Here is a 12,170-nt window from a genome sequence, read left to right on the forward strand (position 1 = left end):
GTGTCTGCCAATCACGCCGCATATCACTTCAGCATCACCTGCAGAACCGGCGACGTCACGGTGCTGCACTGCCTGCGTGCGATTGCCCAATGCGTCGAGCAGGCACCTTTTCCGCAGATCGGGTGGGGTGGCAGCACGCATGCGTCGTGGAAGCGAAGCGGCGGCGAGTTCACTATTCGCTTTACTGACGCCGCATACCGTTCAAACTTCGTTTCCGAGTCCAATCGATTGCTTGCCGGCCATTGGTCAATTGTGACGACTCATGATGATGACCCGGCGTCACCCCAGCGCTGAATCGGTAATCGCGGAGAACATGGCCGTCAGCGGGAATGGGCGCAGCGCAACGCCCGCCGCGCAATGTTCAGCGATGGAGGTGCTGTTGTCGTAGGAGCGGCGTAAGCCGCGAAGCTGATGCGGGTTCGGGTTGCAGGAACAGCTGCAATTGCACACAAGCTGGTTGCGGCGATAACACTGGCTTCGCGGCTTACGCCGCTCCTACAAGGTTGCGGACGTCGGTCGAGATTCGGGCGCGTAGGCCTTCCATCGGATGCAGCGCGTAATGGCGGACGTATCGGTATTCATCGGAATGCCAGCTCCGCGGCCGAGGCCACTCCTACGTTCGGCTGCTGCGGTCGCCGCGGTTGCGTCAAACGGTCGCACCCCGCACAGCGGGGCAAACAGATGCGCGCCGATAGAATGCCCGGCTCATGCGCGCGACCCGCTTCCAATCTGTCCTGCTCCTGCTGGCTTTCGCCGCTGCGCTGTTGATGGCGGTGGCGCCGGTGGTCAGCCGCTGGGTGCAGGCCGGGCAGATGCAGCACGCCGGAATGACCATGGCGATGCACTCCGATAGCGGGGCTGCGATGGATCACGGCGTGCACGCAAATGCTCACGCCGGCCATCACGGCATGGACGGCACCGGGCACGCCCTGCACATGGCAGGCGGCAACGCTGAAGCGGCAGAACAGAAAGCGCCGGCCGATCCGCACGCCGCCCACGGTGAGGCCTGCGACTACTGCACCATGGCTTCGCGGCTGTTGCCATGGCTGGCCGTGTTGTTGGTGCTGGCACCGTTGCTGTACCGGCTTGCGCCGGAATCCCCGCGCAATATTACCTTGCCGAGCAGCCTGCGCTGGCCGGCACATCCGGCGCGTGGCCCACCGCTGTTCTCCTGAAAGACACCTACCACTTTCTTTGTCGCGCGCTGCTTTCCGGCAGCGCGTGGCTGTGTCGTATTGGAGAGCCTCATGTACTTTTCTTCCCGCATGCCGGGTGTTCCGGCGTGCCTGTCCGCCTGCGTCTGCCTGGCGCTGTTTCCGCAACTGGCGCGCGCCGATGATCGCCAAGCCACCCAGACCCTAGATACGCTGGTGGTCACCGCCGCCGCACCGTCCTCACCGTTGCATTGGGTGACCGATCCGCGCCTGCCGCGCCAGCCCGTTCCGGCCAGTGATGGCGCCGATTACCTGAAGACCGTTCCGGGCTTCGCGGCCATCCGCAACGGCGGCACCAATGGCGATCCGGTGCTGCGCGGCATGTCCGGTTCGCGGCTTAACATCCTCAGCAACGATGGCAACCTGATCGGTGCCTGCCCATCGCGGATGGACAATCCGCTGTCCTACATCGCGCCGGAAACCTACGACCGCTTGACCATCATCAAGGGGCCGCAGAGCGTGCGTTGGGGCGCCGGTGCATCGGCCGGCACCGTGCGCTTCGAGCGTGATACGCCGCGCTTCACCGCGCCGGGCATGGAACTGCAGGCCAGCGCGCTGACCGGCTCCAACAACCGCAACGACCAGATGCTCGATGCCAGTTTCGGCAGCACGCCGGGTTACGTGCGGATCAACGGCAACCGCTCCGAGTCGGATGATTACCGCGATGGAAACGGCGATGTGGTGCCGTCGCGCTGGCGCAAATGGAATGCCGATGCGGCCATCGGCTGGACGCCCGATGCCGATACCGTGCTTGAACTCAGCGCAGGCACCGGCAATGCGCTGGCCCGTTATGGCGGGCGTGGCATGGACGGGGCAGCGTTCGAGCGCAGCAGTTACGGCCTGCGCTTTGAAAAGGACAACCTGCCAGGCGCCTGGGACAAGCTGCAGGCCAACCTGTACTACAACAATGCCGACCACGTGATGGACAACTACACGCTGCGCACGCCGAACCCGGACAGCAGCATGCCGATGCCGATGGCATCCAACGTGGAGCGCCGTACCACCGGCGGCCGGGTGAGCAGTGAATGGCGTTGGCAGGATGTGGCCATCGTGGCCGGCATCGATGCCCAGGACAGCCGCCATCGCAGTCGTAATGGGATGGGGCGGGGCACCTACAAGCAGACGCCATGGACGCGCGATGCCGAATTCCACTCCCACGGCGTGTTCACTGAGCTGACCGTCGGCGAGGGCACCGCGCAGCGTTGGATCAGCGGCCTGCGCATCGACACTGCGGAGGTCAAGGACCTCCGCCAGCGCGTCGGCATGATGAACATGCCCAACCCGACCGCTGGCAAGACCCGTCAGGAACAGCTCGGCAGCGGGTTCCTGCGCTACGAGCGTGACCACGGCCAGGCCTGGACCTGGTACGCCGGCCTGGGCCACAGCGAGCGCATGCCCGACTACTGGGAACTGTTCTCCGCTGATACCGGCCCGGCCGGCAGCGTGAATGCCTTTGCCGGAGTGAAGCCGGAGACCACCACCCAGCTGGATCTGGGCCTGCAGTTCCGCAGCCAGGAACTGGATGCCTGGGTGTCGGCCTATGCGGGCCGGTTGCAGGACTACATCCTGTTCAACTACCGCAGCGGCGGCATGATGGGCAGCAGCACCCAGGCCAGCAACGTGGACGCGCGCATCGCAGGCGCCGAAGCAGGCCTGGAATGGCGCCCGGTGCAGGGTTGGAAACTGGGCAGCACGCTGGCGTACGCCTGGGGTGAGAACCGCGATGAGAGCCGGCCGCTGCCGCAGATCCCGCCGTTGGAAGGCCGCTTCAGTGCGGCCTACGAACGTGAGCGCTGGTCGGCCGGTGCGTTGTTGCGCGTGGTTGCCCAGCAGAGCCGCGTCAGTCCGGGGCAGGGCAACGTGGTGGCGCAGGACCTTGGGCCAACGGCGGGATTTGCCACGTTCGCGCTCAATGCCAGTTACCGCATCAACCGGAGCGTGCGGGCCAGTGCCGGCGTCGACAATCTATTTGACCGGACATATGCCGAGCATCTGAATCTCGCCGGTAATGCGGATTTCGGTTTTCCTGCCGATCCGGTGCGGATCAATGAGCCTGGCAGATCTTTCTGGCTGAAACTGGATTATCGCTACTGAGTGATGCGAAGTGCCCCGATACCACTTAACGGTAGCGGGGCACTGTGGCATGCTCCGTTCAGCCTCCAGCAAGGATGACTGAGCGTGGCATATCGTGCAGTGGCATACCTGAGTACCGCTGTAGCGGGTTTGACTCTGGCAGACATCGACCATCTGCTGGTGGATGCGCGTGCCCACAACCAAGTGGCCGGCGTCACCGGCGTGCTGTTGTACGACGGGCATCAGTTTTTTCAGTACTTCGAAGGCCCGGAGGAAAACGCGGAGCGCATCTACGAGCGCATCCGCAACTCGCGCATGCACGTGGAGATCAACGAGCTGCACGACTACACGCTGCACCGGCCGCGTTTCCATCATTGGCACATGAGCTGTCGGAACCCGCACGGCAGCGTGCTGCAGAAGCTCTGCAACACGGAATGGCTGCACGCGCTGGAGCAGCTGCAGGAAGAGGTGGGCCAAGGCAGCGGCACGCCGGCATTGCGGGACCTGCTGGCGTTCTGGGAGCGGCAGGTGCGTGTGGCCTGATGGATGCCTGGGCGCCGTGGACGCTGCAAGGATGCTCGCGTGGATGAGTCAACGCTGCGTCCGCCAAGCGCCGTCGCGATCTCGACGTGCGAGGTGCATTGGGTGCTCCCGCGTTTGCGGGTGAGCACCTGGCTTCTGGAGTGATCCCCGCCTGCGCGGGAATGCCGGGACGAGCCCGTGCCGTGATTGCAAACTGGCTGAATGGAGGCGACGCAAGTCCACCTCCATTCGTGCCATACCGCCGCGCGAATCAGATCTCTTCGTGCAACCCGCATTCGCGCTTGAGGCCGAAGAAGCGGGTGTCTTCCTCGCGCATGCCCGGTTCCCAGCGGCGCGTGGTGTGGAAGTCGCCGATCGACACGTAACCCTGTTCCCATAGCGGGTGGTAGGGCAGGTCATGCTGCTTGAGGTACTTCCATACTTCGCGGTCATTCCAGTCGGCGATCGGGTTGACCTTGTAGCGCTCGCCGCGACGTTGCAGCACCGGCGTGTTGGCGCGGCTGGCCGACTGGCTGCGGCGCAGGCCGGTAAACCAGGTGCCGACCTGCAGGTCGTCGAGCGCGCGCTTCATCGGTTCGACCTTGCGCAGGTTGTTGTACTGCTCGATGCCGACCACGCCCTGTTCCCACAGCCGGCCATGGCGCGCCTCCATCCACGCGCGGCTGACCAGCGGGCGGTACACCTTGAGGTTGAGCTTGAGGCGATCGGTCAACTCGTCGGCAAAGCGGTAGGTTTCCGGGAACAGGTAGCCGGTGTCGATCAGGATCACCGGAATATCCGGCCGCTGGCTGCTGAGCAGGTGCAGGGTGACTGCCGACTGTGCGCCAAAGCTCGATGACAGCACATGCGAAGCCGGTGCGTATTCCAGCGCCCAGCGCACGCGTGCCTGCGCGTCCATCGCTTCCAGCTCGGCGTTGAGCACGCCAAGGTCATCCGGAAGCGGAGAGATGGCATCGTTCGAGGATCGGGGCAGGGCGCTCATGCGTGCAGTTCCACGGGAATCTGGCGGTGGGTGGGGTAGGTGGGCAGCTCAACGATGCCGGCGCGATGCAGGAAGTCACCGAAGCCTTCGTCGCTGGAGCGTTCGCCGGCATAGCGCGCGAACAGCGGTTCCAGCGCGGCGAGGATGTCCGGCTCGGTGATGTTTTCGCGGTACAGCGTGTTCAGACGCTGGCCGCGATGGTCGGCGCCGAGCATCAGGTTGTAGCGGCCCGGTGCCTTGCCAACCAGTGCGATCTCGCCCAGGTAGGGGCGTGAGCAACCGTTCGGGCAACCGGAGATGCGCAGCAGGATCGGCGCGTCGCTCAGGCCGTGCTGTTCCAGCAGCGGCTGCAGCTTGGCGCTGAAATCGGGCAGGTAACGTTCGGCCTCGGCCATGGCCAGCCCGCAGGTGGGCAGGGCGACGCAGGCCATCGCCGCGCGCGCCAATGCGGTCGGTGCCTGGTTGCCGGCATCCAGCCCGGCGGCCTGCACCAGTGCATCGATCTGCGCGCGCTGCGCGGCCGGTACGCCGGCGATGACCAGGTTCTGGTTGCCGGTCATGCGGAACTCGCCCTGGTGGATGCGCGCGATTTCCCGCAGTGCGGTCAGGTGCGGCGCGCCGGCGACGTCGGCGATGCGCCCGGCCGACAGCGACAGGGTCAGGTGCCAGCGGCCGTCCTCGCCTTCATTCCAGCCGTATCGGTCGCCGTTGTGGGCAAACGGCTGCGAGCGGCTCGGCTGGAAGGTGATGCCGGCGCGGCGTTCAATCTCGGCAATGACCGTGTCCAGACCATGGTCGTCGATGGTGTACTTGAAGCGCGCACGCTTGCGCACGTCGCGGTTGCCCAGGTCGCGCTGCGTGGTGACCACGGCGGTGGCGACATCAAGCAGGGCGTCACGCGGAATGAAACCGGCGATGTTGGCGATGCGCGGATAGGTTTCGGTATCACCGTGGGTGGCGCCCATGCCGCCGCCGATGCTGACGTCATAACCGAGCAGCACGCCGGTATCGTCGAGCACGCCGATGAATCCCAGGTCGTTGGCGAACACGTCCACATCGTTGATCGGCGGCAGCGCGAAGCCGATCTTGAACTTGCGCGGCAGGTAGCGCTCGCCGTAGATCGGCTCCTCCTCGCTGCCGCTGCCGGCCACGCGTTCCTCGTCCAGCCAGATCTCGTAGTAGGCACGGGTGTTGGGCAGCAGGTGTTCGGAAGTGCGTGCGGCGTCGGCCTGCAACGTGGCATGGGCGCTGGACAGCAGCGGGTTGGCGGCCACCAGCACGTTGCGGTTGACGTCACCGCAGGCGGCCAGGGTGTCGATCAACGCCGCGTTGATGGCCTGCATCGTGGCCTTGAGTTCGCGCTTGATCACGCCATGGAACTGGAACGCCTGGCGGGTGGTGATGCGCAGCGAGTGGTTGCCGAAGCGGGTGGCGATGGCGTCCAGCTTGAGCCATTGCTCCGGGCTGATCACGCCACCGGGAGTGCGGGTGCGGATCATGAACTGATACGCCGGCTCCAGCTTCTGGCGGCGACGCTCGTCGCGCACGTCACGGTCATCCTGCTGGTAGCTGCCGTGGTACTTGATCAGGGTCTGGTCGTCCTCGCGCAGTGCGCCGGTGACCGGGTCGGACAGGCTTTCCAGCAGCGAGCCGCGCAGACGGTTGCTTTCGGCCTTGATCGATTCGACGGAATGGGTGCTCATGTTCTCTTCGCTATGCCTGGAACGTGTGTGTAGGAACGGCGTGCGCCGCCAAGCCAGTGCTGCCGCAGATCGCAGTCAGCACCGCTCAACCGTCAGTACACATCCCGGCCATAACGCCCCTCCGTGTGCAGTTGCGTTAGGTACTCGCGGGCGGCGTCCTCATCCAGCCCGCCGTGTTCGCGCACCACATCCAACAGCGCGGCGTGCACGTCCTTGCCCATGCTGATCGCGCCGCACACGTACAGGTGCGCGCCGTTGCGCAGCCAGTCGTACAGATCGCGGCCACGCGTGCGCAGCCGCTGCTGCACGTAGATCTTGTCGGCCTGGTCGCGGGAGAAGGCCAGATCGAGGCGCTGCAACTCCTTGCGGCGCAGGGCGTCCTGCCACTCGGTCTGGTAAAGGAAATCGGTATTGAAGTGACGCGCACCGAAGAACAGCCAGTTGCGTCCGCTTGCGCCAACCTCGGCACGTTCCTGCACAAAGGCGCGGAACGGCGCCACGCCGGTGCCCGGGCCGATCATGATGATGTCGCGGTTGCCGTCGGCGGGCACGCGGAAGCGTTCGTTGGCTTCGATGAAGACCGGCACCTGGGCGCCTTCCTCCAGCGCGGCCAGGAAGCTGCTGGCCGCACCCTGATGGACGCTGCCGTGCGCGTCGTAGCGCAGTTCATCGACGGTGAGATGGACTTCGTCACCGACGCGCTTGCGGCTGGAGGCAATGGAGTACAAGCGGTGTGCCGCCGGGCGCAGCGTACCGAGCAGGGCTTGCGCGCTCCATTCGGCCGGCCAGCGGCGCAGCACGTCGATCAGCTGGTGGTCGTCGAACACGCGGGTCAGTTCGGCCTTGTGCTCCGGCTCCAGCAGGCGGCTCAGTTCAGGATGCGCGCTGCGCTCGGCCACGCTGGTGAGCAGCGGGCGCGAGATGCGGGTCAGTTCGCGATGCTCCGCCAGCCATTGGGAGAGCGGCCGGCTGTGGCCGTCGTGGGTGACATCGGCATCGCCGCTCAGGCCGGTGGCAGAAAGCACCGCCTCGACCAGCTCCTGCGGATTGCGGTGCACGATGCCCAGTGCATCGCCCGGCTCGTAATGCAGGCCGCTGCCTTCCAGCGACAGCTCGATGTGGTGCACGCGCTTGTCGGCCACGCCGTAATGGGCGTAGGCCGGGCCCTTGAAGTCACGGCCGCTGATGACCTGGCGCGACAGCAGTTCGGCGGCGAATGGATGCTGGGCGCTGTAGGCGCTGTAGGCGCTGTAGGCGCTGTAGGCGCTGACGTGACGCAGCGGGGTGACGTTGCTCGGTGACGGAGCCGCCGTTTCGGCGATGTTGGCGCGGGCATCGGCCAGCGCCTGCACGCGCCACGGCGTAGCCACGGTGTCGATGTCCAGATCGGCCTCGCCGGCCGGCTGCAGGCGTGTGGCGCCCAGTTCGGCCAGGCGGGTGTCCAGCTTGCGGGCGATGCCACAGAACTCGGCGTAGCTGGAATCGCCCAGGCCCAGCACCGCGTACTTCAGTTCCGGCAGCTTGGGGGCGCGCTTGCCGGCGATGAATTCGACCAGGCCGATCGCATCGTCCGGCGGGTCGCCTTCGCCCTGGGTGCTGATGACGATGTAGAGCAGGCGCTCGTTGGCCAGTTCGCGGGTCGGGTAGACGTCGGCGCGGACCAGGCGCACCGGCAGGCCGGTGGCCTCGGCATCGGCCACCAACTGCTCGGCGGCGCCCCGGGCGTTGCCGGTCTGGCTGCCGTAGATCACGGTCAGGCGGTTCTGGCTGGACTGGGCGGCCGACTGGCCGCCGGGGATCACCGCCAGCGCCGGCGCAGGGTGCCCCTGCGCCAGACCCGCAGCGAAACCGGACAGCCACCACAGGCTGTTGCCGTCCAGGCCTTCCACCAGTTGCGTCAGCAGGGCCTTGCGGTCGTCGGGCAAGGGGCTGGGAGGCACGGTGGCGGCGGCGGTCATTTCCAGTCCGGTCTGATAAGGGATGACCGATGCTAGGTAAAGGTTTCGTTGGGCGGAAAGGACCAGCGGTTATCGCTTCATGCCCTGCGTTTATTTCAGCTGGTATGGGCGCCAGCCCCACACTCGCCATCCAGCCTGGGCTTTGTCCGGGTACTGTGTAGCCCTGACCGGGCATTGCCTCCGCCGACCACTTGCTGATGACCGCCAACAGATCCCTGTCCCACCTCGATCGGCTGGAAGCCGAGAGCATCCACATCCTGCGGGAAGTCGCCGCGGCCTTCGACAACCCGGTGCTGTTGTACTCGGTGGGCAAGGACAGTTCGGTACTGCTGCATCTGCTGATGAAGGCGTTCGCCCCGGGTGTGCCGCCGATTCCGCTGCTGCACGTGGACACGCGCTGGAAGTTCGGCGAGATGATCGCCTTCCGCGACCGTCGCGTGGCCGAGACCGGCACCGAGCTGCGGGTGCACATCAACCCGGATGGCATCGCCCAGAACGTCGGCCCGGTGTCGCATGGCCCCAGCGTGCATACCGACGTGATGAAGACCCAGGGCCTGAAGCAGGCATTGGACAAGTGGAAGTTCGATGCGGCCATCGGCGGTGCGCGTCGCGACGAGGAAAAGTCGCGGGCCAAGGAGCGGGTGTTCTCGTTCCGCAATGACCGCCATCGCTGGGACCCCAAGAACCAGCGTCCGGAGCTGTGGAACCTGTACAACGCCCGCATCCACCAGGGTGAAAGCGTGCGCGTGTTTCCGCTGTCCAATTGGACCGAGCTGGATATCTGGCTCTACATCTACCGCGAAAAGATTCCGGTGGTGCCTCTGTACCTGGCGGCCGAGCGGCCGGTGGTGGAGCGCGATGGCAGCCTGATCATGGTTGACGACGAACGCCTGCCGCTGCATCCGGGCGAGGTGCCACAACTGCGCAAGGTGCGTTTCCGCACGCTGGGCTGCTATCCGCTGACCGGCGCGATTGAGTCGGAAGCGGACACGCTGGAAAAAATCATCGCCGAGATGCTGGTGTCCACCAGCTCCGAACGGCAGGGGCGCCTGATCGACCACGACCAGTCCGCCTCGATGGAGAAGAAGAAGCTGGAGGGCTATTTCTGATGAGCGCGGTTGCCACTTCTTCCGATATCTCCACTTACCTGCAACAGCACGAATCCAAGCCGCTGCTGCGCTTCATCACCTGCGGCAGCGTTGATGACGGCAAGAGCACGTTGATCGGCCGCCTGCTGTACGAAAGCAAGCGCCTGTTCGATGACCAACTGGCCGCGCTGGAGGCCGACAGCCGCCGTCACGGCACGCAGGGCGAACGCATCGATTACGCGTTGCTGCTCGACGGCCTGGCCGCCGAGCGCGAGCAGGGCATCACCATCGACGTGGCCTATCGTTACTTCGATACCGACCGTCGCAAATACATCGTTGCCGACTGCCCCGGACATGAGCAGTACACCCGCAACATGGCCACCGGCGCTTCGACCGCCGATGTGGCGGTAGTGCTGGTGGATGCACGCAAGGGCCTGCTGCCGCAGACCCGTCGCCACAGCTACATCATTTCGTTGCTGGGTATCCGTCAGGTGGTGCTGGCGGTGAACAAGATGGACCTGGTGGACTACGACGCCGAGGTGTTCGCGCGCATCGTGCAGGACTACCAGGCGCTGGCTGCGCAGTTGGGCATTGCCCATGTGCAGGCGATTCCGCTGTCGGCACTGGAAGGGCAGAACCTGTCCAGCCGCTCGACGCTGACGCCTTGGTACGACGGTCCGAGCCTGCTTGAGCACCTGGATTCGGTGGTGCTGGAAGATCGTGATGCGGTCAGCGGCCTGCGCTTGCCGGTGCAATGGGTCAATCGCCCGAACCAGGATTTCCGTGGCTTTGCCGGCACGATTGCAGCCGGGCAGGTGCGTGTAGGTGATGCGGTGGTGGTGCTGCCGTCGTCGCGCCGTTCCACGGTCAAGCAGGTGCTGGGCCCGGATGGCCCGTTGGACGTCGCCTCGGCCGGCCAGGCGGTGACGCTGACGCTGGCCGACGAGGTTGATGTCAGCCGTGGCGACGTGATCGCCGCTGCGGATGATCCGCCGGAGGTGGCCGACCAGTTCGCCGCGCACGTGCTGTGGATGGATGATGCCGCGCTGTTGCCCGGGCGCCCATACTGGCTGCAGATTGGCAGCCGTACCGTGGCTGCCAGCGTCAGCGAGATCAAGCATCGCGTGGACGTGAACACACAGGAGCACCTGGCCGCCAAGCGTCTGGAGCTCAACGAAGTTGGCTATTGCAACCTGTCGCTGGATGAGCCGGTGGCGTTCGCCGCCTATGCGCAGAACCGCGCGCTGGGCGGTTTCATCCTGATCGACCGGCAGAGCAACGCCACGGTCGCCGCCGGTACGCTGGACTTCGCCCTGCGCCGCGCCGGCAACGTGCATTGGCAGCATCTGGACGTGGACAAGGCCGCGCGTTCGCGCATCAAGGGCCAGCAGCCCAAGGTGCTGTGGTTTACCGGCCTGTCCGGCGCGGGCAAGTCGACCATCGCCAACCAGGTGGAAAAGCGCCTGCATGCGCAGGGCCGGCATACCTTCCTGCTCGATGGCGACAACGTCCGCCATGGTCTGAACCGGGACCTGGGGTTCACCGACGAAGACCGCGTGGAGAACATCCGCCGCGTGGCCGAAGTGGCGCGGTTGATGGCCGATGCAGGGCTGATCGTGCTGGTCAGTTTCATCTCGCCATTCCGTGCCGAGCGGCAGATGGCGCGCGAGCGTTTCGAGCCGGGTGAGTTCATCGAGGTGTTCGTCGATGTACCGCTGGAGGTTGCCGAAGCACGCGACGTGAAGGGCCTGTACCGCAAGGCCCGCGCCGGGCAGATTCCCAACTTCACCGGCATCGATTCGCCCTATGAAGCCCCGGAAGCCCCGGAGCTGCACCTGCATGCCGATCAGCAGGACACCGCCGCGCTGGTGGAGCAGGTGCTGCGGCTGCTGGAACAGAGCTGAGGCAGGGCAGCGGCTGCGCGCGCCGTTGCCTGATGCTTGCGACATTCGCGCTCCCAATGATGGGAGAAGGTGTCCGCAAGGCGAATGAGGGTGGCAGTTCAGTTCAATTGCCGGGAAGCAGAAGCTCCCCTCATCCGGTGCCGCGCATCTCCTTCTCCCGCTGGCGGGAGAAGGGAGGTAAAGCCTGGTCGCTGGTTTGATACGTGGTGCCGGGAGCGCGGGGCGAAGCGCTGAAGGCTGAGATGCGTTGGGCTAGGTCCTGTCTGTCTTTGCCGGGAGGCGGAAGAGATCCCCTGATCCGATGCGGCGCATCTCCTTCTCCCGCTGGCGGGAGAAAGGACTGGGTGCTGACTCGATGCGTGAGAAGGGAGCCAAAGCCTGACCGCTGGCTTGGTGCCTGGAGCCGGGCACGGAGCGAGGTATGCGAAGTGACGGGGCCCGCGGATTGAAGTGGGCTGGAATACTCCCTTCTCCCGTGCACGGGAGAAGGTGGTGCGCAGCACCGGATGAGGGCCGCTTCTGCTCCGGCGTCCTCGCCCGAGCTTGGCGCATCCCCGCCGCAGGTCTTTCGCCGCCGCGGTGAGCCTTGGAAGGAGCCAACGCCAGGCAGCTTGCCGGCCCTGCCAATTCAGACAGAGACCACCACCACCCCCCTAACGGCACATACCAGCGTCATCCGCGCTCGCTAGACTGCGCGATCGTGTA

The 12,170-nt window shown here is 65.6% G+C and carries 8 protein-coding genes and 1 pseudogene; 6 read left to right on the forward strand and 3 right to left on the reverse strand.

Going from position 1 to position 12,170, the window contains the following annotated elements; all coding sequences use genetic code 11:
- The 4 genes from LR961_RS05000 to LR961_RS05015 all read left to right on the forward strand — a co-directional run bounded on the left by LR961_RS05000 (position 1) and on the right by LR961_RS05015 (position 3,830).
- Positions 1-294: a hypothetical protein gene (locus tag LR961_RS05000; protein ID WP_232147324.1), complete on the forward strand. Its 294-nt coding sequence runs from the start codon at positions 1-3 to the stop codon at positions 292-294.
- Positions 295-707: 413 nt separating this feature from the next.
- Positions 708-1,175 (forward strand): DUF2946 family protein, encoded by a 468-nt coding sequence (locus LR961_RS05005; RefSeq protein ID WP_232147325.1) that lies wholly within the window; start codon positions 708-710, stop codon positions 1,173-1,175.
- 72 nt (positions 1,176-1,247) lie between these two features.
- Positions 1,248-3,308, forward strand: coding sequence for a TonB-dependent copper receptor (locus LR961_RS05010; protein ID WP_232147326.1), 2,061 nt, complete (start codon positions 1,248-1,250; stop codon positions 3,306-3,308).
- A gap of 84 nt (positions 3,309-3,392) precedes the next feature.
- Positions 3,393-3,830, forward strand: a complete 438-nt coding sequence (locus LR961_RS05015) for a BLUF domain-containing protein (RefSeq protein WP_232147327.1) — start codon at positions 3,393-3,395, stop codon at positions 3,828-3,830.
- A gap of 250 nt (positions 3,831-4,080) precedes the next feature.
- Here LR961_RS05015 and LR961_RS05020 read toward each other — a convergent pair whose 3' ends face one another.
- From LR961_RS05020 to LR961_RS05030, 3 genes are read right to left on the reverse strand one after another with little or no spacing between them, the layout of a single operon-like run.
- A complete protein-coding gene (locus LR961_RS05020) occupies positions 4,081-4,812 on the reverse strand; it encodes a phosphoadenylyl-sulfate reductase (protein ID WP_232147328.1) in 732 nt (243 codons plus the stop codon).
- Complete coding sequence (gene cysI, locus LR961_RS05025) at positions 4,809-6,572, reverse strand: assimilatory sulfite reductase (NADPH) hemoprotein subunit (protein WP_269670641.1); 1,764 nt, start codon at positions 6,570-6,572, stop codon at positions 4,809-4,811. The genes LR961_RS05020 and cysI overlap by 4 nt, the downstream gene beginning before the upstream one ends.
- 35 nt (positions 6,573-6,607) lie before the next feature.
- Complete coding sequence (locus tag LR961_RS05030; protein ID WP_232147330.1) at positions 6,608-8,473, reverse strand: assimilatory sulfite reductase (NADPH) flavoprotein subunit; 1,866 nt, start codon at positions 8,471-8,473, stop codon at positions 6,608-6,610.
- A 197-nt stretch (positions 8,474-8,670) separates the two neighbouring features.
- On the opposite strand from LR961_RS05030, the gene cysD reads away from it, so the two are divergent.
- Both cysD and cysN read left to right on the forward strand, forming a co-directional pair.
- A complete protein-coding gene (cysD, locus tag LR961_RS05035; protein WP_232147331.1) occupies positions 8,671-9,582 on the forward strand; it encodes a sulfate adenylyltransferase subunit CysD in 912 nt (303 codons plus the stop codon).
- A pseudogene (cysN, locus tag LR961_RS05040) lies at positions 9,582-11,447 on the forward strand (sulfate adenylyltransferase subunit CysN); the annotation flags it as partial. The gene cysD and the pseudogene cysN, both read left to right, overlap by 1 nt.
- Positions 11,448-12,170: the final 723 nt, after the last annotated feature.

Source organism: Stenotrophomonas sp. SY1 (assembly GCF_021202945.1).
In the GTDB taxonomy this organism is placed as follows: Bacteria; Pseudomonadota; Gammaproteobacteria; order Xanthomonadales; family Xanthomonadaceae; genus Stenotrophomonas.

Bases quoted from the DNA above. Each gene is read 5' to 3' on its own strand.
- LR961_RS05005 (WP_232147325.1), top strand. From the start codon at position 708: ATGCGCGCGACCCGCTTCCAATCTGTCCTGCTCCTGCTGGCTTTCGCC.
- LR961_RS05010 (WP_232147326.1), top strand. From the start codon at position 1,248: ATGTACTTTTCTTCCCGCATGCCGGGTGTTCCGGCGTGCCTGTCCGCC.
- LR961_RS05020 (WP_232147328.1), bottom strand. From the start codon at position 4,812: ATGAGCGCCCTGCCCCGATCCTCGAACGATGCCATCTCTCCGCTTCCG.
- LR961_RS05030 (WP_232147330.1), bottom strand. From the start codon at position 8,473: ATGACCGCCGCCGCCACCGTGCCTCCCAGCCCCTTGCCCGACGACCGC.
- cysD (WP_232147331.1), top strand. From the start codon at position 8,671: ATGACCGCCAACAGATCCCTGTCCCACCTCGATCGGCTGGAAGCCGAG.